26 protein-coding genes, 1 pseudogene and 1 riboswitch are annotated in these 22,365 nt (G+C 71.3%); of the genes and pseudogenes, 23 read left to right on the top strand and 4 right to left on the bottom strand.

Features of this window, described 5'->3' with window-relative positions; translation table 11 throughout:
- Positions 1-10: 10 nt before the first annotated feature.
- Together L632_RS0119505 and bluB are read left to right on the top strand one after the other, a co-directional pair.
- On the top strand, positions 11-544 hold the full coding sequence (locus L632_RS0119505) for a hypothetical protein (RefSeq protein ID WP_028713196.1): 534 nt from the start codon (positions 11-13) through the stop codon (positions 542-544).
- Positions 544-1,167, top strand: a complete 624-nt coding sequence (bluB, locus tag L632_RS0119500; protein ID WP_028713197.1) for a 5,6-dimethylbenzimidazole synthase — start codon at positions 544-546, stop codon at positions 1,165-1,167. The genes L632_RS0119505 and bluB overlap by 1 nt, the downstream gene beginning before the upstream one ends.
- Before the next feature lie 3 nt (positions 1,168-1,170).
- On the opposite strand, the gene L632_RS0119495 is transcribed toward bluB, so the two are convergent.
- Together L632_RS0119495 and cobO are read right to left on the bottom strand one after the other, a co-directional pair.
- Positions 1,171-1,587 (bottom strand): DUF1801 domain-containing protein, encoded by a 417-nt coding sequence (locus L632_RS0119495; protein ID WP_028713198.1) that lies wholly within the window; start codon positions 1,585-1,587, stop codon positions 1,171-1,173.
- A 4-nt stretch (positions 1,588-1,591) separates the two neighbouring features.
- The gene (gene cobO / locus L632_RS0119490; protein WP_028713199.1) at positions 1,592-2,203 is read right to left on the bottom strand and encodes a cob(I)yrinic acid a,c-diamide adenosyltransferase; all 612 of its coding nucleotides are present in this window, start codon (positions 2,201-2,203) and stop codon (positions 1,592-1,594) included.
- A gap of 37 nt (positions 2,204-2,240) precedes the next feature.
- Positions 2,241-2,442, top strand: a riboswitch (cobalamin riboswitch).
- 76 nt (positions 2,443-2,518) lie between these two features.
- On the opposite strand from cobO, the gene L632_RS0119485 reads away from it, so the two are divergent.
- Genes L632_RS0119485 through cobJ form a run of 7 tightly spaced genes read left to right on the top strand, consistent with a single transcriptional unit; the run spans position 2,519 to position 10,356 of the window.
- The gene (locus L632_RS0119485; RefSeq protein ID WP_028713200.1) at positions 2,519-2,872 is read left to right on the top strand and encodes a DUF1636 domain-containing protein; all 354 of its coding nucleotides are present in this window, start codon (positions 2,519-2,521) and stop codon (positions 2,870-2,872) included.
- Positions 2,873-2,875: 3 nt separating this feature from the next.
- Complete coding sequence (gene cobW / locus L632_RS0119480) at positions 2,876-3,910, top strand: cobalamin biosynthesis protein CobW (protein WP_028713201.1); 1,035 nt, start codon at positions 2,876-2,878, stop codon at positions 3,908-3,910.
- 2 nt (positions 3,911-3,912) lie between these two features.
- Positions 3,913-7,062 carry a cobaltochelatase subunit CobN gene (gene cobN, locus L632_RS0119475; RefSeq protein WP_028717408.1) on the top strand — a complete coding sequence of 1,050 codons (3,150 nt, stop codon included), beginning with the start codon at positions 3,913-3,915 and terminating at the stop codon, positions 7,060-7,062.
- Positions 7,059-8,231: a precorrin-3B synthase gene (locus L632_RS0119470; protein WP_028717407.1), complete on the top strand. Its 1,173-nt coding sequence runs from the start codon at positions 7,059-7,061 to the stop codon at positions 8,229-8,231. Before cobN ends, L632_RS0119470 begins: the two co-directional genes overlap by 4 nt.
- A gap of 18 nt (positions 8,232-8,249) precedes the next feature.
- Complete coding sequence (locus tag L632_RS0119465) at positions 8,250-8,879, top strand: precorrin-8X methylmutase (RefSeq protein WP_028717406.1); 630 nt, start codon at positions 8,250-8,252, stop codon at positions 8,877-8,879.
- A gap of 2 nt (positions 8,880-8,881) precedes the next feature.
- On the top strand, positions 8,882-9,631 hold the full coding sequence (gene cobI / locus L632_RS0119460) for a precorrin-2 C(20)-methyltransferase (protein ID WP_028713204.1): 750 nt from the start codon (positions 8,882-8,884) through the stop codon (positions 9,629-9,631).
- The gene (gene cobJ, locus L632_RS0119455; protein ID WP_028717405.1) at positions 9,628-10,356 is read left to right on the top strand and encodes a precorrin-3B C(17)-methyltransferase; all 729 of its coding nucleotides are present in this window, start codon (positions 9,628-9,630) and stop codon (positions 10,354-10,356) included. The genes cobI and cobJ overlap by 4 nt, the downstream gene beginning before the upstream one ends.
- Here cobJ and L632_RS0119450 read toward each other — a convergent pair.
- Positions 10,332-11,069 carry a cobalt-precorrin-6A reductase gene (locus L632_RS0119450; protein WP_028717404.1) on the bottom strand — a complete coding sequence of 246 codons (738 nt, stop codon included), beginning with the start codon at positions 11,067-11,069 and terminating at the stop codon, positions 10,332-10,334. The two genes, cobJ and L632_RS0119450, sit on opposite strands and share 25 nt — an antisense overlap.
- On the opposite strand from L632_RS0119450, the gene cbiE reads away from it, so the two are divergent.
- The 9 genes from cbiE to L632_RS24500 all read left to right on the top strand — a co-directional run bounded on the left by cbiE (position 11,068) and on the right by L632_RS24500 (position 17,374).
- Entirely contained in the window at positions 11,068-12,240 is a 1,173-nt protein-coding gene (gene cbiE, locus L632_RS0119445) for a precorrin-6y C5,15-methyltransferase (decarboxylating) subunit CbiE (RefSeq protein ID WP_028713207.1), read from the top strand. The genes L632_RS0119450 and cbiE overlap by 2 nt on opposite strands.
- A complete protein-coding gene (locus L632_RS0119440; RefSeq protein ID WP_028717403.1) occupies positions 12,237-12,587 on the top strand; it encodes a cobalamin biosynthesis protein in 351 nt (116 codons plus the stop codon). Before cbiE ends, L632_RS0119440 begins: the two co-directional genes overlap by 4 nt.
- Positions 12,584-13,357, top strand: a complete 774-nt coding sequence (cobM, locus tag L632_RS0119435) for a precorrin-4 C(11)-methyltransferase (protein WP_028714678.1) — start codon at positions 12,584-12,586, stop codon at positions 13,355-13,357. Before L632_RS0119440 ends, cobM begins: the two co-directional genes overlap by 4 nt.
- Positions 13,354-14,643 (top strand): cobyrinate a,c-diamide synthase, encoded by a 1,290-nt coding sequence (locus L632_RS0119430; RefSeq protein WP_028714677.1) that lies wholly within the window; start codon positions 13,354-13,356, stop codon positions 14,641-14,643. The genes cobM and L632_RS0119430 overlap by 4 nt, the downstream gene beginning before the upstream one ends.
- Entirely contained in the window at positions 14,640-15,389 is a 750-nt protein-coding gene (gene cobF, locus L632_RS0119425) for a precorrin-6A synthase (deacetylating) (RefSeq protein ID WP_028717402.1), read from the top strand. The genes L632_RS0119430 and cobF overlap by 4 nt, the downstream gene beginning before the upstream one ends.
- Complete coding sequence (locus L632_RS0119420; RefSeq protein ID WP_028714675.1) at positions 15,374-15,682, top strand: DUF1636 family protein; 309 nt, start codon at positions 15,374-15,376, stop codon at positions 15,680-15,682. Before cobF ends, L632_RS0119420 begins: the two co-directional genes overlap by 16 nt.
- Before the next feature lie 392 nt (positions 15,683-16,074).
- The gene (locus tag L632_RS0119415; RefSeq protein WP_028714674.1) at positions 16,075-16,530 is read left to right on the top strand and encodes a cytochrome c; all 456 of its coding nucleotides are present in this window, start codon (positions 16,075-16,077) and stop codon (positions 16,528-16,530) included.
- Positions 16,530-17,117, top strand: a complete 588-nt coding sequence (locus L632_RS0119410; protein ID WP_028714673.1) for a cytochrome b/b6 domain-containing protein — start codon at positions 16,530-16,532, stop codon at positions 17,115-17,117. Before L632_RS0119415 ends, L632_RS0119410 begins: the two co-directional genes overlap by 1 nt.
- A gap of 101 nt (positions 17,118-17,218) precedes the next feature.
- Entirely contained in the window at positions 17,219-17,374 is a 156-nt protein-coding gene (locus L632_RS24500; RefSeq protein ID WP_156929556.1) for a hypothetical protein, read from the top strand.
- A 23-nt stretch (positions 17,375-17,397) separates the two neighbouring features.
- Here the strand turns inward: L632_RS24500 and parC are convergent, their stop codons facing one another.
- Positions 17,398-19,641 carry a DNA topoisomerase IV subunit A gene (gene parC / locus L632_RS0119400; protein ID WP_028714672.1) on the bottom strand — a complete coding sequence of 748 codons (2,244 nt, stop codon included), beginning with the start codon at positions 19,639-19,641 and terminating at the stop codon, positions 17,398-17,400.
- A gap of 101 nt (positions 19,642-19,742) precedes the next feature.
- Here parC and L632_RS0119395 point away from each other — a divergent pair, with 101 nt between their 5' ends.
- From L632_RS0119395 to L632_RS24495, 5 genes and pseudogenes are all read left to right on the top strand, one after another.
- Positions 19,743-20,561 carry an SDR family NAD(P)-dependent oxidoreductase gene (locus L632_RS0119395; protein ID WP_028717401.1) on the top strand — a complete coding sequence of 273 codons (819 nt, stop codon included), beginning with the start codon at positions 19,743-19,745 and terminating at the stop codon, positions 20,559-20,561.
- Between the two features lie 24 nt (positions 20,562-20,585).
- The gene (locus tag L632_RS0119390; RefSeq protein ID WP_024843070.1) at positions 20,586-20,783 is read left to right on the top strand and encodes a twin transmembrane helix small protein; all 198 of its coding nucleotides are present in this window, start codon (positions 20,586-20,588) and stop codon (positions 20,781-20,783) included.
- A gap of 3 nt (positions 20,784-20,786) precedes the next feature.
- Positions 20,787-21,359, top strand: coding sequence for a cob(I)yrinic acid a,c-diamide adenosyltransferase (locus tag L632_RS0119385; RefSeq protein ID WP_028714670.1), 573 nt, complete (start codon positions 20,787-20,789; stop codon positions 21,357-21,359).
- A gap of 120 nt (positions 21,360-21,479) precedes the next feature.
- Positions 21,480-22,238, top strand: a complete 759-nt coding sequence (locus L632_RS0119380) for an electron transfer flavoprotein subunit beta/FixA family protein (RefSeq protein ID WP_028717400.1) — start codon at positions 21,480-21,482, stop codon at positions 22,236-22,238.
- Positions 22,238-22,365, top strand: a pseudogene (locus L632_RS24495) (electron transfer flavoprotein subunit alpha/FixB family protein); the annotation flags it as partial. The gene L632_RS0119380 and the pseudogene L632_RS24495, both read left to right, overlap by 1 nt.

Here is a 22,365-nt window from a genome sequence, read left to right as displayed (position 1 = left end):
GGGGACAGACATGGATCGCTCGATCCCGATGCTGCTGATCGGCCTGATCTTCGGCGGCGGCATGGGCTTCGTCATCGCCGCCGCCAACGGCATCACGCTGGACGGTCACGACCACGGCGCGCATGGCCATGGCGCGCAGGCCGCGGCGCATGACCACGGCGCGCCCATCGACCTGCCTGCTGGCAGCGCCACCGCCTCGGCCCGGCTGGAGCCCGACAGCGTCGCGGGCTGGAACCTGTTCCTGCAAAGTCCCGGCTTCTGCTTCGCCCCCGAACATGCCGGGCTGGCCGACCGGCCCGGCGAGGGGCACGCGCATCTTTACCTGAACGGCCGCAAGATCGCCCGGCTCTACGGCCCGGCCCATCACCTCGACGCGCTCGCGCCCGGCGACCGGCTGCGGGTCGAGCTGAACGCGAACGACCACCGGCCGCTGACGGTTGCCGGCCAGCCGCTCGCCGTCGAGCTGACGGTGCCCGACCGGCCGATCGCCATCCGCGCCGGGGCCGCGGGCCTGCCCGACAGCGCCATCTGCGCGGCGTCCTGATGGAGTTCGGCCCCGAGGACAGCGCCGCACTGGAGCGCATCCTGCGCTGGCGCCGCGACGTGCGGCATTTCCGCGACGACCCCATCCCCGAGCCACTGCTGGACGAGTTGCGCGCGGCGATGGAACTGGCGCCCTCGGTCGGCAATGCCCGGCCCTGGCGGGTGATCCGGGTCGAAAGCCCGGCGCTGCGCGCCGAGATCCGCGCCGATTTCCTGCGCTGCAATGCCGAGGCCGCCAACCGCTATCAGGGCCGGCAGCGGCAGGAATACGATGCGCTGAAGCTGGCCGGCCTGGACCGCGCGCCCGTCTGGCTGGCCGTCTTCACCCGGATCGACCCGGCCGAGGGCCATGGCCTCGGCCGCGCCACCATGCCGCAAACCCTGCGGCAATCGACGGCCATGGCGATCCATGCGCTGTGGCTGGCGGCGCGGGTGCGCAACCTGGGCCTCGGCATGGTCTCGATCCTCGATCCGGCGCGGATCACGGCACTGCTGCAAGCCCCCGACCACTGGGAGTTCTCGGCACTCCTCTGCCTCGGCTGGCCCGAATTCACCGACGACACGCCGCTGCTGCACCGCGCGGGCTGGCAGGAAAACACCGCGCGGGACTGGCAGCGGCGCTGAGCCCTACATCTTCTCGCCGGGCAGGCGGCTGGCCTGCCGCACCCAGTCGGCAAACTGGTCCTCGTCGAAAGGCCCCTCGGGGATGTGCAGGTAGCGCACCTCCGGATGTTTCGAGGCGACCGGCGGCATCGGCTCAAGCTGCGTGCCGCGAAAGAAGCCGATCTTGATGTATTTCGTCATGCAATGGAAACTGAGGAACCAGTGCCCCTCCTCGACCCCGTAAAGGGGCGAGTTCCATTTCACCGCCTTCTTCACCCCCGGCACGGTGCGGGTGATGATCTCGTCCAGCTTCTGGCCGATCTCCTGCTTCCAGCCCGGCATGGCGGCGATATAGGCGCGGAGCGGCGCCTCGCCATAGCCCTTGGGGATTTGCGGGTTGCCGCCCGAAAGCAGCTTCGGCTTGTCCTGCGATTTCTCCATGCTCCTAGAACTCCACGCCCGGCTGGGCCTTGATCCCGTCGCGGAACGGGTGCTTGACCTGCTCCATCTCGGTCACAAGATCGGCCAGCGCGATAAGTTCCGGCCTGGCATTGCGCCCGGTCAGCACGACATGGGTCATCGGCGGCTTTTCGTCGCGCAGGAAGGCCAGCACCTCGTCCAGATCCAGATAGTCATAGCGCAGGGCGATGTTGATCTCGTCCAGCAGCACCATGCGGATCGAGGGTTCGCGGATCAGCTGCTTGGCCTTTTCCCAGCCGGCGCGGGCGGCGGCGATGTCGCGCTCGCGATCCTGCGTTTCCCAGGTGAAGCCCTCGCCCATGGCGTGGAACTGGCACAGATCGGCGAAATGCGCGGTCAGCAGCCGCCGCTCGCCGGTGTCCCAGGCGCCCTTGATGAACTGCACCACCGCGCAGGGCATGCCATGGGCGATGCAGCGCAGGATCATCCCGAAGCCCGAGGAGGACTTGCCCTTGCCCTTGCCGGTATGGACGATGACCAGCCCCTTCTCGCCCTGCTTCCCGGCCATCATCCTGTCGCGGGCGGCCTTGATCTTCGCCATCTTCTCGGTATGGCGGGCGTTGTCGTCGGTCTGCATCGGGCACTCCTTCGCTTGACAAGTCGGGACCGGGCGCGCACAGACAGGGGGCGCTGGTTCCTGTCCTATGACAGGCGAAGAGGGAATGCGACAGGCAACCGCCTGGAAGCAGCCGCCCCCGCGACCGTGACCGGAGAGGTCGCCCCGAAGCCACTGGCGAAAGCCGGGAAGGTGGGGCGGCCGTGGGCCAAGGCCCGAATCCGCAAGCCGGGAGACCTGCCAGCGCAGAAGGATTGACCGGCGGACGGGGTGTTCCCGCTGGGGCTTGGGGCATTCGCGCCCCTGCGCCCTGCCGCCACAACGGATGAAGGGCGCATGACAGTCACGCTGCATGTCTGCATCACCTGCCGCGCCGGCCAGCCGGTGCTTGAGGGCGAGCCGGTGCCCGGCGCGCGGCTGCATGACGCGCTGACCGCCGAAGGGGCCCCCGACGGCGTGCGCATCGTCCCGGTCGAATGCCTGTCGGCCTGCGCCAGCGGCGCGGCCATCGCGCTGTCGGCGCCCGGCCGCTGGACCTATGTCTATGGCCGCATGTCGGCCGAGGACGCGCCCGAGATCCTGGCCGGCGCCGCCGCCTATGCCGGCGCCCCCGACGGCATCGTGCCCTGGCGCGAGCGCGTCACGATTTTCCGCAAGCGCAGCCTCGCGCGCATTCCTCCGATTGGGTAGCCCATGACCGACCTGACCAAGACCCCCGTGACCGTCATCACCGGCTTTCTCGGCGCCGGCAAGACCACGCTGATCCGCCACCTGATGCTGAACCCGCAGGGCAAGCGGCTGGCGGTGCTGGTCAATGAATTCGGCACCATGGGCGTCGACGGCGAGATCCTGAAATCCTGCGCGGACGAGAACTGCCCGGCCGAGAACATCATGGAACTGTCGAACGGCTGCATCTGCTGCACCGTGGCCGACGATTTCATCCCGACGCTGGAGCGGCTGATGGCGATGCCCGTCAAGCCCGACCACATCCTGATCGAGACCTCGGGCCTTGCCCTGCCCAAGCCCTTGCTGAAAGCCTTCGACTGGCCGGCGATCCGCTCGCGCATCACCGTGGACGGGGTGATCGCGCTGGCCGATGCCGAGGCCGTGGCCGCCGGCCGCTTCGCCCCGGACGAGGCCGCCGTCGAGGCGCAGCGCGCCGCCGACGACAGCCTCGACCACGAAACGCCCCTGTCCGAGGTGTTCGAGGACCAGATCGCCTGCGCCGACATCGTCCTGCTCTCCAAGGCCGACCTGGCCGGCGAGGACGGGCTGGCCGCCGCCCGCGCGGTGATCGAGGCCGAGGCGCCGCGCAAGCTGCCGATCCTGCCGCTGACCGATGGGGTGATCGACCCGCGGGTGATCCTTGGGCTGGGTGCGGCGGCCGAGGACGACCTTGCCGCCCGCCCCAGCCATCACGACGGCGCCGAGGACCATGAACATGACGATTTCGACTCGATGGTGATCGAGCTGGCCGAGATCGCCGACCCCGCCGAGCTTGCCGCCCGCATCGAGCGGCTGGCCCGCGACCAGAACATCCTGCGCGTCAAGGGCCATGTCGCCGTCGCCGGCAAGCCCATGCGCCTGCTGGTCCAGGCGGTGGGCGAGCGGGTGCGCCACCAATACGACCGGCCCTGGGGCGACGGCCCCCGCGCCTCGCGCCTTGTCGTCATCGCCGAGCATGACGATATCGACGAGGCCGCGATCCGGGCGATCCTGGCGGCCTGACGATGCACGTCGTCTTCCGCGAAAGCCGTGGGCTTGAGGAAACCGAGGTCCCGACCGACCCCGGCCAAAGCCCCGCAGAGCTGGTGGTGCTGTCCTATTCCGACAGCGACCTCGGCGCTTTCGCGGCGGGCTGGCACCGGGCAGCCGGCGGCCTGCCCACGCTGCGGCTCTGCAACCTCTCGGCGCTGCGGCACCCGGTCTCGGTCGATCAATATGTCGAGGCGACGCTGTCCGGCGCCCGCGCCGTGCTGGTCCGGCTGATCGGCGGCGAGCCCTATTGGCCCTATGGCGTGGCCAGCCTGCAGGATCTGGCGCGCAGGCACGGCATCGCGCTGGCCTTCCTGCCGGCGGACGGCCGGCCCGATCCGACGCTGGACCGGTTTTCCACCCTGCCGGCACCGCTGCTGCGCCGGCTTTCGGCGCTGTGCGACCAGGGCGGCGCGGTCGCGGCGCAGATGGCGCTGGCGGAGCTGGCGCAGGCGGCAGGACTGCCCGCCGCCCCGGTCCGTGGCGAGGCCGCGATCCCGGATTTCGGCTTCTACGACCCCGACCGCGGCGTGATCGACCGCCCCGGGCCCGGCCTGCTGGTCAGCTTCTATCGCAGCTACCTGACAGCAGCCGACATGGCGCCGGTGGATGCGATGATCCGCGCCCTGCGCGGGGCCGGCCTTGCCGCGACCGGGGTCTTCGCGCCCTCGCTCAAGGCGCCGGGCTTCGCCGGCTGGCTGGCGCCGCATCTGCCCGGGCTTGCGGCGGTGGTGAACCTGACCGCCTTTTCCGCCCGCGACGATGCGGGCGCGACGCCCTTCGACGGCGCGGATTGCCCGGTCTTTCAGGTGGCGCTGTCCACCGCCCCCCGCGCGCTCTGGGCGGCCGAGGAGCGCGGCCTTTCCGCCGCCGATCTGGCCATGCATGTCGTGCTGCCCGAGGTCGATGGCCGCATCTTCCTGGGCGCGATCAGCTTCAAGGAACCGCAAGAGCGCGACCCCGACCTGCAATTCGCCCGCGTGATCCACGCCCCGGACACGGGCCGCATCGAGGCTGCGGTGGCGCGCATCAAGGCCTGGCTCGGCCTGCCGGCGCCGCGGCGGGCGGTGGTGCTGTCCACCTATCCCGGCAAGGCGCATCAGCTCGCCCATGCGGTGGGACTGGACGCGCTGGCATCCTGCGGCGCGATCCTCGGGCTTGCGCATGACGCCCTCGGCCACCGGCTTACCACCGAACGCATCCACTGGCCGCTTTCGGATTACCGGCAGGCGCTGGCCCGCCTGCCGCGACGCCTGCAGGACGACCTGCAGGCGGCATGGGGCGAACCGCCGGCCGAGGGCTTCCGTTTCGCCGCCCTCCGCCACGGCGCCGACCTGATCGCCCTGCAGCCCGAGCGCGGCGAGGTGAAGACCCGCGCCGACGATTACCACGACCTGACGCGCACGCCGCGCCACGACTACGTCGCCTTCTACCTCTGGCTGCGGACGCAGGCGGACGCCCTGATCCACATGGGCGCGCATGGCACGCTGGAATGGCTGCCGGGGAAATCCGTGGCGCTGTCGGACACCTGCTGGCCCGAGGCGCTGCTGGGCGACCTGCCGGTGATCTACCCCTTCATCGTCAACGACCCCGGCGAGGCCGCGCAGGCCAAGCGCCGGCTTTCGGCCGTGACGCTGGGCCACCTGCCGCCGCCGCTGGTCGACTCCGCCATCCCCGAGAACCTGACGCATCTGGAGCGGCTGCTGGACGAATATTCCACAGCCGACGGGCTGGACCCGCGCCGCCGCGACCGGCTGATCGCGGCCATCCGCGACGAGGCCCGCGCGGCGGGGGTGGAAGCCGACCTGGGCCTGCCCCCCGATGCCGCCCCGGCCGAGGCGATCCCGCTGATCGACCGCTTCCTCTGCGATCTCAAGGACAGCCGTTTCGGCGACGGGCTGCATGTCTATGGCACCGCTGCCGGCGAAACCGAGGGGCTGGCCCGGGCGCTCTCGGGCCATCGCGTGGCGCCCGGCCCCTCCGGCTCGCCGGCGCGGGGGCGGCTGGACGTGCTGCCGACCGGGCGCAACCTTTATGCCGTCGATCCGCGCGCCGTCCCCTCGCGCAATGCCCATGCCCAAGGGGTGAAGCTGGCCGAGGAGCTGCTGCGCCGGCACCTGCAGGATCACGGCGACTGGCCCAAGGGGCTGGTCGTGGACCTGTGGGGCAGCGCCACCATGCGCACGGCGGGCGAGGAATTCGCCATGGCCCTGCATCTGGCCGGGCTCAGCCCGCGCTGGGACGCCGTCTCGGGCCGCGTCTCGGGCGTCGAGATCCTGCCCCTGGCCGAGCTCGGCCGGCCGCGGATCGACGTGACGCTGCGGGTCTCGGGCCTGTTCCGCGACATCTTCCCCGGCCTCGCGCAGCTTTTCGAGACCGGGGCCGAGGCGCTCTCCACCCGCGACGAAACCCCGGCGGACAATCCCTACCGGACCCGCGCGTCCCGCGTCTTCGGCCCGAAACCGGGGCTCTACGGCCTCGGCCTCGCCGACCTGGCCGAAAGCTTCACCGATGAGGCCCGGCAGGCGGCGGGCGAGGCGTGGCTGGCCGCCTCCTCCCATGCCATCGCCGCCGATGGCCGGATCACCCACCAGCCGCAGGCGATCCGCGACCGCTTGGCCCGGGCCGACGCCTTCGTCCACGCGCAGGACCTGCCGGAATCCGACCTGCTTCTGGCCGGCGACTATGCCGCGCACGAGGCGGGCTTCGCCGCCGCCATGGCCCGGATCGGCGCACCGGCGCCCGCACTCTACCACCTCGACGCCACCCGCCCCGGCCAGCCCCGCGCCCGCAGCCTGACCGAGGAAATCGCCCGCGTCACCCGCGCCCGCGCCGCCAATCCGGCCTGGGCCGACGGCATGATGCGGCACGGCTTCCGCGGCGCGGCCGAGATCGCGGCGACGCTCGACCACATGGCCGCCTTCGCCAATCTGGCCGGGGTGGTGCCCGGGCACCTCTTCGACCTCTATCACGACGCGACGCTGGGCCGGCCCGATGTCCTGGCCTTCATGCAGCGGGAAAACCCGGCCGCGCTGGCCGCCATGCGCGCGCTCTTCGCGCGGCTGCTCGATTCGGGCCTCTGGACCACGCGGCGCAATTCGGTTCTGGCAGGGGCGGCGCCATGAGCTTCAAGGTCAAGGGCTGGTGCCCCGGCGCATTGCGGCCGATGGCGTCCGGCGACGGGCTGGTCCTGCGCATCCGCGCCCGAAACGGACGGCTGGAACCCTGGCAGGCGCAGGCCATCGCCGACCTGTCCTGGAGCCACGGCAACGGCATGATGGACCTGACCAGCCGCGCCAACCTGCAATTGCGCGGCCTCGACGCCCGGGGACATGGCAAGGCGACCGCCGCGCTCGCCCGCCTCGGCCTGCTCGACGACAGCCCCGAGGCCGAGGCGCGGCGCAACGTGATCCTGTCGCCCTTCGCCCCCCTGGGCGGCGCAGCCTGGCAGGCGGCCGAGACCATCGCCCGGGCGATGACCGCGCCCGACGCGCCGCCGGTGCCCGGCAAGTTCGGCTTCGCCGTCGATGCCGACCCGCCGGTGCTGGCTGGGACGCCCGCGGATATCCGCCTGCGCCCGCAGGGTCCGGGCTGGCTGGTCCTGCCCGATGGCGGCGACTGGGCGCTGCCGGCCCGGAACGCCGCCCAGGCCGCCGCCCGCGCCGTCGAACTGGCGCGCTGGTTCACGCAGGGCGGCGTCCGGGACGGCCGCGGCCGGATGCGCGACCACCTGCGCCACGCCCCCGACCCGGCCCCCGGCGCGACGCCGCTCCCGCCTTCTCTGTTGTGCAAATACCCATGCGACAGCGCCACCGGAACCGCCGGCGCCGATCCGGCCGGTCCCGGCCCGGCGCCGAACGGCTGGCTGCTGGGCTTCGCCTTCGGCCAGATCACCGCCCGGCAACTGGCCGAGGCCGCCGCCCTCGGCCCGCTGCGCCTGACGCCGTGGCGGGCGCTGCTGATCGAGGGCGCCAGCCGCCCGCATATCGGCGGCGCCATCCTCGACCCCGGCGACCCGCTGCTGCGCATCCATGCCTGCACCGGCGCGCCCGGCTGCCCGCAGGCGCTGGCCAATGTCCGCGCCCTGGCCCGCAGCCTGGCGCCGCGCCTTGCCCCCGGCCAGAGCCTGCATGTCAGCGGCTGCGCCAAGGGCTGCGCCTGTCAGGGCGCCGCCTCGGTGACGCTGGTCGCCACCGGCCCCGACCGTTTCGACCTGATCCGGAACGGCCGGCCCCGCGATGCCGCCGCGCTGGCCGGGCTCGCGCCGGACCGCATCCCGCCCCTTCTCCGATAGCCGCCCCAGGAAACCCCGATGCTGCACCGATACGAAACCGACGGCGCCCGGATCTACGCGCAGTCATTCGCCACCATCCGCGCCGAGGCCGACCTCGCCCGCTTCTCCGCCGAGGAAGAGCCGGTGGTGGTGCGCATGATTCATGCCGCCGGGCTGGTGGGGCTGGAACGCGACGTGGTCTTCTCGGCCGGCATGGCCGCGGCGGCGCGTCAGGCGCTGGAAGGCGGCGCGCCGATCCTCTGCGATGCGCGCATGGTCAGCGAGGGCATCACCCGCGCCCGCCTGCCCGCCGCGAACCGGGTCATCTGCACGCTGAACGACCCGCGCGTGCCGGACCTCGCGGCGCAGATGGGCAATACCCGCAGCGCCGCGGCGCTGGAGCTGTGGCGCGACGACCTTGCCGGCAGCGTGGTCGCCATCGGCAATGCGCCGACGGCGCTGTTCCACTTGCTCAACATGCTCCGCGATCCGGCCTGCCCGTGTCCGGCGGCGATCATCGGCTGCCCGGTGGGCTTCGTCGGCGCGGCGGAATCCAAGGCGGCGCTGATGGACGACCTGCCCGCGCCGGCGCTGGTGGTGCGCGGGCGGCTGGGCGGCTCGGCCATCACCGTCGCCGCCGTCAACGCGCTGGCCAGCCGGAAGGAATGACCATGGGCAAAATCATCTGCGCGGGGCTTGGCCCCGGCGATCCCGACCTGATCTCGGTCCGCGCCGACCGGGCCATCCGCGGCGCGCGGCAGATCGCCTATTTCCGCAAGAAGGGCCGCGCCGGCCAGGCCCGCCGCATCGTGGCCGAGATGCTGGCCCCGGACGTGGCCGAACACGCGATGGAATATCCGGTCACGACCGAGATCCCCTTCGACAGCCCGGAATACAACCGGCTGCTTGCGGGTTTCTACGACGACTGGACAATGCGGCTGGCCGCCCTGGCCGCCGACAGCGACGTGGTGGTGCTGTGCGAGGGCGACCCGCTGTTCTACGGCTCGTTCATGCATCTGCACGCGCGGCTGCAAGGCATCGTCCCGGTCGAGATCATCCCCGGCATTCCCGGCATGACCGGCTGCTGGAACGCCATCGGCCAGCCGATGACCTGGGGCGACGACGCCATGACCGTGCTGATGGGCACCCTGCCCGAGGCCGAGCTGGCCCGCCACATGCGCGCCGCCGACGCGGTGGTGGTGATGAAGACCGGCCGCAACCTGCCCAAGATCGCCCGCGCGCTGGCCTCGGCCGGGCGCATGGCCGATGCCTGGCTGGTCGAGCGCGGCACCATGCCCAGCCAGCGCGTGACCCCCCTGGCGCAGGCCGAACTGGAGGCCTGCCCTTATTTCGCCACCGTGCTGGTGCATGGCAACGGCCGCCGGCCGCTGGCCGATTCTGCCGCGGATGCCGCCGAATGACGGGCTGGGTCGCGGTGGCGGGCCTCGGGCCGGGCGCGGAGGCGCTGGTCACCCCCGAGGTGCGGGCGGCGCTGGCCGAGGCGACCGATGTCGTGGGCTACATCCCCTATGTCGCCCGCGTCGCCCCGCGCGAGGGGCTGGCGCTGCACCCTTCGGACAACCGGGTCGAGCTGGACCGCGCGCGCCTCGCGCTGGATCTGGCGGCGGACGGCAAGCGGGTCGTGGTGGTCTCCTCGGGCGATCCGGGGGTTTTCGCCATGGCCTCCGCCCTCTTCGAGGCGCTGGAGGGGCGTGGGGAGGCCCCCGAGATCCGCATCCTGCCCGGCATCACCGCCATGCTGGCCGCCGCCGCCCGGATCGGCGCGCCGCTGGGCCATGATTTCTGCGCCATCAACCTGTCGGACAATCTGAAACCCTGGGCGCTGATCGAAAAGCGCCTGCGGCTGGCGGCCGAGGCGGATTTCGCCATGGCCTTCTACAACCCGCGCTCGAAATCCCGGCCCGAAGGTTTCGCCCGCGCGCTGCAGATCCTGCGCGAATGCTGCGGGCCGAACCGGCTGATCTCCTTCGCCCGCGCCGTCTCGACCCCGGACGAGGCGATCCGCACCGTCACCCTGGCCGAGGCGCGGCCCGAGATGGCCGACATGCGCAGCCTGGTCATCCTAGGCAGCAGCGCCACCCGCCGGGTCGGCCCCTGGGTCTATACGCCGCGATCCGCGCCATGAAGCCAGGCCATGACCTCGGCCGGCGTGGCGACGACGCGGCGCAGCGGCAGCGCGGGCCGGTCGATCATCACCACCGGCAGGCCAAGGGCGCAGGCGGCGGCCAGCTTGGCCTGGGCGGCCTGACCCCCGGCATTCTTGGCGACGACATGGGCGATGGCGTGGCGGCGCATCAGCGCCATGTCGCCCGCGACGGTGAAGGGCCCGCGCGAGACGATCAGCGTCGCATCGCGCAGCGGATGCGCCGCCACCTCGGCAAAGCGCAGCATCCAGACGTGATTCAGCCCGACGAAAGGTTGCAGGTTCTGCCGCCCGATGGCCAGGAACACCGCCGAACCGTCGCCGGGCAGCGCCTTGGCGGCGGCGGCGTAATCGGGAACGTGCAGCCAGCGGTCTCCGGGCTGCGCGGCCCAGGGCGGGCGCTCCAGCACGATCAGCGGCGTGCCGGTGGCCGTGCAGGCGGCAACGGCATTGCGGCTCATGCCCGCGGCAAAGGGGTGGGTGGCGTCGATGACATGGGTGATGCGCTCGGCCCGCAGATAGTCCACCAGCCCATCGGGCCCGCCGAAGCCGCCGATGCGCATGGGCAGCGGCTGCGCCACCGGCTTCCTGGTGCGGCCGGCATAGGAATAGACCGCGTCCAGCCCGGCCTCGGCCAGCGCGCGGGCCATGGCCCCCGCCTCGGTGGTGCCGCCCAGCAGAAGGATGCGCGTCATGCCTGATCCCTGGCTTTCCATCATCGGTCTGGGCGAGGATGGCCCCGCCGGCCTGCCGCCTGCAAGCCGCGATGCGCTGGATCGGGCGGAAATCGTCTTCGGCGCCCCCCGGCATCTGGGACTAGCGGGGATCGCGGGGCCGCGGGGCCGGGAATGGCCGGTGCCCTTCGACCTGGCGCCGCTGCTGGCCTTGCGCGGGAAGCGGGTGGCGGCGCTGGTCTCGGGCGATCCGTTCTGGCACGGCGCCGGCGGCAGCATCGCCGCCGTACTGCAAGCGGGCGAATGGCGGGCCTTTCCCGCGCCCGGCACGTTTTCGCTGGCCGCCGCAAGGCTGGGCTGGCGGCTGGAGGAGGTCGCCTGCCTTGGCCTGCATGCCGCGCCCTTCGCCCGGCTGCGCCCGGTGATGGCACGCGGTGCGCGGGCGATCTGCCTGCTGCGCGACGGCGCCGCGCCGGCCCAGCTTGCCGAATGGCTGGTGGCGCAGGGGCTGGGCGCGACCCGCATGGTGGTGCTGGAGGCGCTTGGCGGCCCGCGCGAGCGCATCCGGCAGGCGCGGGCCGACGGCTTCGCGCTGGACTGCGCAGCCCCGGTGGCGGTGGCGCTGGATGGGGCGGACCTGCCGCCGGGCGCGGGCCTGCCGCGCGGCTTCGGCCTGCCCGACGACAGCTTTGCCCATGACGGCCAGATCACTCGCCGCGCCATCCGGGCGATGACGCTGGCGGCGCTTGGCCCGCGCGCGGGCGAGATGCTCTGGGACATCGGCGGCGGCTCGGGCTCGGTCAGCGTCGAATGGTGCCTGAACGGCGGCCGGGCAGTGACGCTGGAGCCCCGCGCCGACCGCATCGCCAATATTGCCGCCAATATCGAGGCGTTCGGGCTGGCCGGCCGGATGCGCGCGGTTCACGGCGATGCGCCCGACTTCCTGCGCGATCTGCCGCCACCCGACGCGATCTTCATCGGCGGCGGCGCCAGCATGGAGGTGATCGACGCCCTGCCCGCCGCCCGGCTGGTCGCGAACGCGGTGACGCTGGAGACCGAGGCGCTGCTGATCGCCCTGCACGCCGCGCGCGGCGGCAGCCTGACCCGCATCGCACTGGAGGAGGCCGCGCCGCTCGGCCGGATGCGCGGCTGGACCCCGGCGCGCAGCGTCACGCAATGGAGCTGGCCATGAGGGTCGCGGGCATCGGCTTTCGCCGGGCGGCAAGCCTCGCCTCGCTGGCCGACGCGCTGGCCCGCGCCGGTTCGGCGGATGCGCTGGCGACCAGCCCGGCCAAGGCGGATGCGCCGGTGATCCGGGCGCTGGCCGCCCGGACCGGCCTGCCGCTGATCGCCGTCGAGGTCGCCGGCATCGCCACCCCCACCCGATCGCCGCGCATCCTGGCACGGCTCGGCACCGGCTCGCTGGCCGAGGCTGCCGCCTTGGCCGCCCTCGGCCCCGGCGCGCGCATCGTCGCGCCGCGCGTCATCTCGCAAGACGGCATGGCCACCGCCGCCATCGCAGAAGGAGACCCCGCATGACCGTCCATTTCATCGGCGCCGGCCCCGGCGCGGCCGACCTGATCACCCTGCGCGGCCGCGACCTGATCGCCGCCTCGCCGGTCTGCCTCTATGCCGGTTCGCTGGTGCCCCAGGCGCTGCTGAGCCATTGCCCGCCCGGCGCGCGGATCGTGAACACCGCGCCCATGGACCTCGACCAGATCATCGCCGAGATCGCCGCCGCGCATCAGGCCGGCCAAGACGTGGCGCGGCTGCATTCGGGCGACCTGTCGGTCTGGTCGGCCATGGGCGAGCAGTTGCGGCGGCTGCGCGACCTCGGCATCCCCTATGACGTGACCCCCGGCGTGCCGTCATTCGCCGCCGCCGCCGCGGCGCTGGGGGCGGAACTGACCCTGCCGGGCATCGCGCAATCGGTGGTGCTGACCCGCACCTCGGGCCGCGCCTCCTCGATGCCCGAGGGCGAGACCTTGGCCAATTTCGCCGCCACCGGCGCGATGCTGGCCATCCACCTGTCGGTGCATGTGCTGGACCGGGTGCAGGCGGAACTGCTGCCGCATTACGGCGCCGACTGTCCGGTCGCGGTGGTGTTCCGCGCCAGCTGGCCCGACCAGCGCATCCACCGCGCCACGCTGGCCACGCTGGACCCCGCCATCGGCGAGGGCGAGCGCACGGCGCTGATCCTGGTCGGCCCGGCGCTGGCGGCCGAGGGCTTCGAGGAAAGCCGCCTCTATGCCGGCGATTACGACCGCCGCTTCCGCCCCGTGGGCACCGCGCCGCGGTTTCCCGAATGAAGGGGCTGGTCATCAGCGCCCCCGCCTCGGGCAGCGGCAAGACCACGGTCACGCTGGGGCTGATCGCCGCCCTGCGGGCGCGCGGTCTGGTGGTGCAGCCCTTCAAAAGCGGGCCGGATTATATCGACCCGGCCTTTCACCGCGCGGCGGCCGGGCGGGAATCCTTCAACCTCGACAGCTGGGCCATGGGCCGGGCGCAGATCGCGCATCTGATCGGCGCGGCGGACGGCGCGGATATCGCGCTGGCCGAGGGCTCGATGGGGCTGTTCGACGGCGTGGCGCGGGCGGGCGGCTGCGGCAACGGCGCCAGCGCCGACATCGCCGCGCTGACCGGCTGGCCGGTGCTGCTGGTCATGGACTGCAAGGGGCAGGCGCAATCCGCCGCCGCCGTGGCGCTGGGATTCCGCGAAATGCGCCGCGACGTGCCTCTGGCCGGGGTGGTGCTGAACCGCGTCGCCTCGCCCCGGCACGAGGCGCTGATGCGGCAGGCTTTCGACCAGCTCTCGATCCCGGTGCTGGGCGTGCTGCCGCGCGAGGCGGGGATCGAGCTGCCCGAGCGCCACCTGGGCCTGGTGCAGGCCCAGGAACATGCCGCGCTGGAGGCGCTGCTGACGGCGGCGGGCGAGGCGGCGGCGCGGCATCTGGACCTTGACGCCATCATCGCGGCGGCTTCTGGTGGGATCGCGACCGAGCCGTTTCGCCCGCTGCCGCCGCCGGCCGAGCGCATCGCGCTGGCGCAGGACGACGCTTTTTCCTTTGTCTATCCGCATCTCATCGCCGGCTGGCGGGCCGCGGGGGCGACGATCATGCCCTTCTCGCCGCTGGCCGATCAGGCGCCGGACGACAGCGCCGGGGCCTGCTGGCTGCCCGGCGGCTATCCCGAACTGCACGCGGGCCGGCTGGCCGCGGCCGGCCGCTTTCGCGACGGGCTGCGGCGCTTTGCGGAAACGCGGCCGGTGCATGGCGAATGCGGCGGCTACATGGCGATGGGCGCCGGGCTGGTCGATGCCCAGGGCACACGGCACCAGATGGCCGGGCTGCTGGGGCTGGAGACCAGCTACGCGCAGCGCCGCATGCATCTGGGCTATCGCCGCGCCGAACCGCTGGCCGGGCTTTATGCGCAGCCGCTGGCCGGGCACGAGTTCCACTATGCGACGATCCTTGCCCAGCCCGACGAACCGCTGGCCCGCGTCGCGGACGCCAATGGCGATGCGGTGCCCGAGACCGGCTCGCGGCGCGGCCAGGCCACCGGCAGCTTCTTCCACCTGATCGGAGCGGCGCCATGATCGAGCTTGCGCTGATCGGCATCGGCACCGGCAGCCCCGGCCATCTGACGCGCGAGGCCATCGCCGCCATGGCCGATGCCGACCTGATCCTGATCCCCTCGAAGGGCGGGGACAAGGCCGACCTGGCCGAGCTGCGCTGGGCGCTTTGCCGGCAGGTGCTGGCCAGCCCGCCGCCGCTCGCCGTCTTCGACATGCCCGCGCGCGACGTGAGCGAGGGCTATCGCCAGGGCGTCGAGGCCTGGCACGATGCCATCGCCGCCCGCTGGGAACAGGTGATCCGCGCCCATGGCGCCATCCGCCCGGCGCTGCTGGTCTGGGGCGATCCTTCGCTTTACGACAGCACGCTGCGCATCGCGGAACGGGTGGCGCGCCGCCTGCCGCTGAACCGGCGGGTGATCCCCGGCATCACCGCCATCCAGGCGCTTTGCGCCGCCCATGCCATGCCGCTGAACGCGGTAGCGGCGCCGGTGCTGATCACCACCGGCCGCCGGATCCGCGACCATGGCTGGCCGGACGGGGTGGACCGGCTGGTCGTGATGCTAGACGGCGAATGCTCGTTTCAAAGCCTCGACGCGCAGGGGCTGCATATCTGGTGGGGGGCGTTCCTGGGGATGCCCCAGCAGATCCTGATTGCGGGACCGCTGCCCGAGGTCGCCGGGCGCATCCTTGCGACCCGCGCCCGCGCGCGGGCGGAGCACGGCTGGATCATGGACATCTACCTGCTGGATCGATGCCGGTCACGCTGACCCTGCCGCCGGGCGCCGAGGCCGATGCCTTGGCCGAGGCGCTGCGCCCGCATGGCCCCGACATCGCCCTGCGCCGCGCCAGCTTGCGGGCGCGGGACGCCCGGCCCTTGCTGATGGCGCTGCAGGCGCCGGGGCGCGGCGCCTATCTGTTCCACGATCTGCGCCCGGGGGATGCCGCCGACGTGGCAGCGACGATCCGCGCCTATCTGGCGGCGCCGGACGGCTGGATCCGCGACGCCCGGCCCTGCGGCCGGCTGCGCTTCTGCCTGAAGCTGCGCATCCCGGCGGGCTGAAACGCCGCCGTCCATGCCGCGTGGAGGGAGGAGACGCGGCATGAACGGCGGTCACTGCCATGCAGGCCCCGTGCGGCGCGGGGCTGACGGAGGATGCGGCCCCGTCCCCCTCAGCTTGCGCCCGCCGCGCGGCGGGGCGCAAGCGCCGCGTGGCCCCTCAACCCCTGCGAGAAGGGTTTTGCCCAAATCTTGGCCATCCGGGCAGGCGGGCGGTGAAAAATGCGCGGCCCGGCAAAGTCCGGCAAAGCCCGGCCGCCGGAAAAAATCGCGCGAAGCCGGGGGGTTTCACGAAAATGGCATCGCCCGATGCGTTGGCAGGCGCGGCGGGCTGTGCAACTCTGATCCCGCGCGAACCCGATTGAAGCCATACGCCACATGAAAGGAACGACGACATGCGCCTGATTCTTGCCGCCGCCACCCTTGCCGCGGTTCCGCTTGCCAGCCTGGCCCAGGACGATCCGGTCGGCCAGGCCATCGAGGCCCGCCACGGCTTCTATCAGATGCTGGCGATCAACATGGGCACGCTGTCGGGCATGGCCAAGGGCGAGATGGCCTATGACGAGGCCGCCGCCGGCCGCGCCGCGGCCAATATCGAGGCGCTGACGCAATACGACCTGCCCGGCCTGTTCATCGAGGGCAGCAGCTCGGCCGATGCCCAGGACAGCGCGGCCAAGCCCGACATCTGGAACAACCCGGACGAATTCAGGACTAAATTCGCCGGGCTGCAACAGGCCGCCGCCGGCGTATCCGAGGCGGTCAAGGGCGGCGAAGGCAATGTCGGGCCGGTCGTCGGCAAGCTGGGCGAGGCCTGCAAGGCCTGCCACGACGTCTTCCGCGAGAAAAGCTGATGGCCGGGCGCGGTCCGCTGCGCGAGGTCCGGCTTTGGGACCCGCTGCTGCGCGCGTTCCACTGGCTGCTGGCCTTCTTCGTGATCGCCGGATGGTGCCTGGGCCAGTTCGGTCCGGCCAGGATGACGCTGCATTTCTGGTGCGGCTATGTGGTGGCCGGGCTGCTGGTCTTTCGGCTGGTCTGGGGCTTTGTCGGCCCGGCCCCGGCCCGGTTCTCGCATTTCATCCGCGGGCCGGGCGCCGTCGCCGGCTATATGCGCGGCATGTTCCTGCGCGAGCCCAGCTACTGGCCCGGCCATAACCCGCTGGGGGCGCTGTCGGTCATCGCGCTGCTGGCAGTGCTGGCGGCGCAGGTCACCACCGGGCTGATCTCGGACCCCGACGACTATATCAATGTCGGCCCGCTGGCCTCTTACGTCAGCAGCGCCACGCGGTCCAAGGCGGTGGGCTGGCACAATCTGGGCGCCAACCTGATCCTGGTCCTGGTGCTGCTGCATGTCGCGATGATCCTGTTCTATCGCTTCTGGAAGCGCGAGGATCTGGTGCGGCCGATGATCACCGGCCGCAAACAGGTTCGTGAGGATTAGGCCGCGGAATTGATCGAATCGCCGCCGCGTGTCAGGCTGGGACATGCCGGGCCTGCGCCCTGGCCTGTCCGGCATGCCTGAACCGCAGGAAGGAGCCGATGATGATCCGCAAGACCGTCGCCCTCGCGCTGGCGCTTTCGATGGCCGCAGTTCCCGCGCTTGCGGACTGCCCGGGCCACAAGAAGATGTCCAGCGACCAGACAGCGGCCACCACGCCGGTCGAACGCCCGGCCACGCCGCCGAGCACGAACAGCTAGCGAAAAGGGCGGAGCCGCCCTTCTCAGTTGAACCTGTTGTCGCGCGGGAAGCCGCGCGGCGCCATGTAGCCTGTGCCCGCCCGCTTGCCGAGCCATTCGGTCAGGTCCGGCTCGCTGCGGGTCCTGCCGCCGGATTCCTGCCAGCGCAGCCCTTCGGCCAGCGTGATGCAGATCGCATCCGACAGCCCGCCATCCTTGTATTTCTGCAGCCGCACGCCCTTGCCGCGCGCCATTTCCGGCAGTTCGGACAGCGGGAAGACCAGCAGCTTGCGGTTCTGGCCCACCACGGCGAGGTGATCGCCGGTCACGCGCCGGCACAGCGCGGCGTCGCCGTTCAGCACCTGCTTGCCGGCGCGGGTCTGCGCCAGGATGTCGGCCCCGGCGACGATGAACCCGTCCCCGGCCTTCGAGGCGACCAGATAACGCTCGCCCTCGCGCCAGGGGAAGATGTCGATCACCGCGGCGTCGTTGGGCAGGTCGATCATCAGCCGCAAGGGCTCGCCCATGCCGCGCCCGCCGGGCAGGCTGTTCGCCGGCAGGGTGTAGAAACGGCCATTGGCGGCAAAGACCATCAGCTTGTCGGTGGTCTCGGCATGGAGCGCCATGAAGGGGCCGTCGCCATCCTTGAACTTGACCTCGGCATCCAGCGGCTGGTGGCCCTTCATGGCGCGGATCCAGCCCATCTTCGACAGGATCACGGTGATCGGCTCGCGCTCGATCATCGCATCCATGTCGATCTCGGCCACCACGCCGGCCTCGCCGATCTCGGTGCGGCGCTGGCCGCCGGGGGCGGACTTGCCGAATTTCGCCCGGGTCTCGCGCAATTCGCCGGCGATCCTGGCCCATTGCGCACCCTCGTCGCCCAGCATGGCCGTCAGTTCGGCGCGCTCGGCGGTCAGCTTCTCGTGCTCGGCCCGCAGCTCGATTTCTTCGAGCTTGCGCAGCGCACGCAGGCGCATGTTCAGGATCGCCTCGACCTGCACCTCGGACAGCCGGAACTCGGCCATCATCACCGCCTTCGGGTCTTCCTCGTGACGGATGATCTCGATCACCCGGTCGAGGTTCAGGAAGGCGATCATGTAGCCCTCCAGCACCTCCAGCCGCGCCGCGATCTTGTCCAGCCGGTGGTTCGAGCGCCGCACCAGCACCTCGCGCCGATGGTCGAGGAAAGCGCGCAGCACCTCCTTGAGCGAGCAGACCTTGGGCACGCGGCCGTCGATCAGCACGTTCATGTTCAGTCCGAAGCGCACTTCCAGGTCGCTGACGCGGAACAGCGCCGCCATCAGCTGCTCGGGGTCCACGGCGCGGGTGCGCGGCTCCAGCACGATGCGGATGTCCTCGGCCGATTCGTCGCGGACATCGGCCAGGATCGGCACCTTCTTCAGCTGGATCACCTCGGCCAGCCGCTCGATCAGCTTGGATTTCTGCACCTGATAGGGGATCTCGGTCACGACCACCTGCCACTGGCCGCGGCCCAGATCCTCGACCGACCAGCGCGCCCGCAGCCGCAGGCTGCCGCGGCCGGTCCGGTAGGCCTCGGCGATGGTCTCGCGCGATTCGACCAGCACGCCGCCGGTCGGGAAATCCGGGCCGGGGATGATGCTGACCAGCGTGTCGTCGCGGGCATCCGGCGCCTTGATCAGATGCAGGCAGGCGTCGATCACCTCGTGCAGGTTGTGCGGCGGCACGTTGGTCGCCATGCCCACCGCGATGCCCGAGGCGCCGTTGCACAGCAGGTTCGGAAAGGCGGCGGGCAGCACGATGGGCTCTTCCAGCGTGCCGTCGTAGTTGGGGCGGAAATCGACCGCGTTCTCGGCCAGACCCTCCATCAGCGCCTCGGCGGCGGCGGTCAGGCGGGCCTCGGTATAGCGGCTGGCGGCGGGGTTGTCGCCGTCGATATTGCCGAAATTGCCCTGCCCGTCCACCAGCGGGTAGCGCATGGCGAAGGGCTGGGCGAGCCGCGCCATGGCGTCATAGATCGCCGCGTCGCCATGCGGGTGATAATTGCCCATCACGTCGCCGCTGATCTTGGCCGATTTGCGGAAGGCCCCGCTGGGCGACAGCCGCAATTCGCGCATGGCGAACAGGATGCGGCGATGCACCGGCTTCAGCCCGTCGCGGGCATCGGGCAGCGCCCGGTTCATGATCGTCGACAGCGCATAGGTCAGGTAGCGTTCGCCGATGGCGCGCGACAGCGGCTCGGAGCTGGTCTGATCCGCGCTGGGATCGGGCGGGGTCGGATCTGGAAGGTTCGGATCGTCGGACATGGCCGATTGAATAGGCCCGACAAGGCCTTCGGTCCAGCCGGAAATGCTCGGCTTGCACAAGGCCCGGCCTTGGCGCAGAACCGCCCGGCAAGGAGGCGCGCATGAAGACCGTTCTGATCACCGGCTGTTCCTCGGGCATCGGGCTGGACGCGGCGCGGCACATGCGCGGGCGCGGCTGGCGCGTCATCGCCACCTGCCGCAAGCCCGAGGATATCGCGGCCCGCCGCGCCGAGGGCTTCAACACCCTGCCGCTGGAACTGGGCTGCGAGGACAGCGTGGCCCGCTGCGCCGAAGCCGCGCTGGCGCTGGGGCGCATCGACGCGCTGGTGAACAACGCCGCCTTCGCCATCCCCGGCGCCGCCGAGGACCTGCCGCGCGGCGCATTGCGGGCTATCTTCGAGGCGAACCTGTTCGGCACCCATGACCTGACCCGCCGGCTGCTACCGCATTTCCGCGCGCATGGCGGGCGGGTGGTCAACATCAGCTCGGTCCTGGGCCTGGTCGGCATCCCCTGGCGCGGCGCCTATGTGGCGACGAAATTCGCGCTGGAGGGGCTGACCGACGTGCTGCGCGTCGAGATGGCCGATACCGGGGTCAAGGTCATCCTGATCGAGCCCGGCCCCATCGGCACGAAGATCCGGCTGAACTCGATCCCGCATTTCGAACGCTGGATCGACTGGCAGTCGAGCCCGCGCGCCGAGCAATACCGCCGCACGCTGTTGAAGCGCCTCTACGAACCGGCCGCGAAGAAGGACCGCTTCGAACTGCCGCCCGCGGCGGTCAGCGCCCGCATCGCCCAGGCGCTGGAAAGCCCGAGGCCCCGCCCGCGCTATTACGTCACCACGCCGACCCATGTCTCGGGCATCGGGCGGCGGCTTCTTTCCACGCGCGCTCTGGACTGGTTCGCGCGCCGCAGCTAGGCTTCGCGCCGAAAGGGCCCGCCCATGCATGACAAACCGCTGTTCTACCTGCTCGCGATCTGCTGCCTTGCGGTGGTGGTGATCCTGGCCACCGGCATCGGCGGCTTCGCGCGCGGCGGCGAATTCAACCGCAAGCACGGCAACCGCATGATGCGCTGGCGCATCATCGCCCAGGCGATCGCCATCGCGGTCTTCCTGCTTTATCTCTGGGTCAGGAGCTAGCCTATGGTCGTCCTCAACAAGATCTACACCCGCACGGGCGACAAGGGCGAAACCGCGCTGTCGAACGGCGAGCGCGTGCCCAAGCATTCCCTGCGGGTCGAGGCTTACGGCACGGTGGACGAGCTCAACGCCACGCTGGGCCTTGCCCGCCTGCATGCCACGGGCGAGATCGCGGCGCGCATCGCGGTGATCCAGAACGACCTTTTCGACCTCGGCGCCGACCTGTCGCGCCCGCGCATGGACGAGGATGCCGAAGCGCCCTATCCGGTGCTGCGCATCATCGACGCCCAGGTCGAGCGGCTGGAATCGGAAATCGACGCGATGAATGCCGGGCTTTCTGCGCTGCGCAGCTTCATCCTGCCGGGCGGCTCGGCGCTATCGGCGCATCTGCACCTGTCGCGCACCGTGGCGCGGCGGGCCGAGCGCGCCGCCGTGGCGCTGGCGGCGACCGAGGATGCGAATCCTGCCGCGGTGAAATATCTCAACCGCCTGTCGGACTGGCTGTTCGTGGCGGGGCGCGTCGCCAATGAAAACGGCGCGCAGGATATCCTGTGGGTGCCAGGAGCCAGCCGTTAGCGACAACATGACGGAATGGAAATGTTACGACGCGTTACGGTCGTTTTTTCCCTGTCATTGCCGCCGACGGCCCGCTAACAAACCCTCCGAACAGGTGACGCAACCAAAGGGGAGAGGCCGATGAAGGTTCTCGTGCCAGTGAAGCGCGTGATCGACTACAACGTGAAGGCGCGCGTTAAGAGCGACGGCTCCGGTGTCGATTTGGCGAATGTGAAGATGTCGATGAACCCGTTCGACGAGATCGCGGTCGAGGAGGCGATCCGTCTGAAGGAGAAGGGTCAGGCCGAGGAGGTGATCGCGGTCAGCATCGGCGTGAAGCAGGCGGCCGAGACGCTGCGCACGGCGCTGGCGATGGGCGCGGACCGGGCGATCCTGGTCGTGGCTGCGGACGACGTGCACCAGGACATCGAGCCGCTGGCGGTGGCGAAGATCCTCGCCGCGGTCGCCAAGGCCGAAGGCACCGAACTCATCATCGCCGGCAAGCAGGCCATCGACAACGACATGAACGCCACCGGCCAGATGCTGGCGGCGATCCTGGGCTGGGCGCAGGCGACCTTCGCCTCGAAAGTCGAGATCGAGGGCGGCAAGGCCAAGGTGACGCGCGAGGTCGATGGCGGCCTCCAGACCATCGCGGTGGCGCTGCCGGCGGTGGTCACCGCCGACCTGCGGCTGAACGAGCCGCGCTATGCCTCGCTGCCGAACATCATGAAGGCGAAGAAGAAGCCGCTGGAGGAAAAGACCGCCAGTGATTACGGCGTCGACGTCGCGCCGCGTCTGGAGGTGGTCTCGGTGCGCGAGCCCGAGGGCCGCAAGGCCGGCATCAAGGTGGGCTCGGTGGACGAACTGGTGGGCAAGCTGAAAGAAGCGGGGGTGATCTGATGGCTGTTCTGCTGCTTGGCGAAGTCACGAATGGCGAGCTGAACCGCGACGCGACGGCGAAGGCGGTGCAGGCGGTCAAGGCGCTTGGCGATGTGACGGTGCTCTGCGCCGGCGCCTCGGCGAAAGC

The organism is Paracoccus sp. J39 (assembly GCF_000518925.1).
In the GTDB taxonomy this organism is placed as follows: domain Bacteria; phylum Pseudomonadota; class Alphaproteobacteria; order Rhodobacterales; family Rhodobacteraceae; genus Paracoccus.
This window is presented reverse-complemented; position numbering and strand designations above follow the sequence as displayed.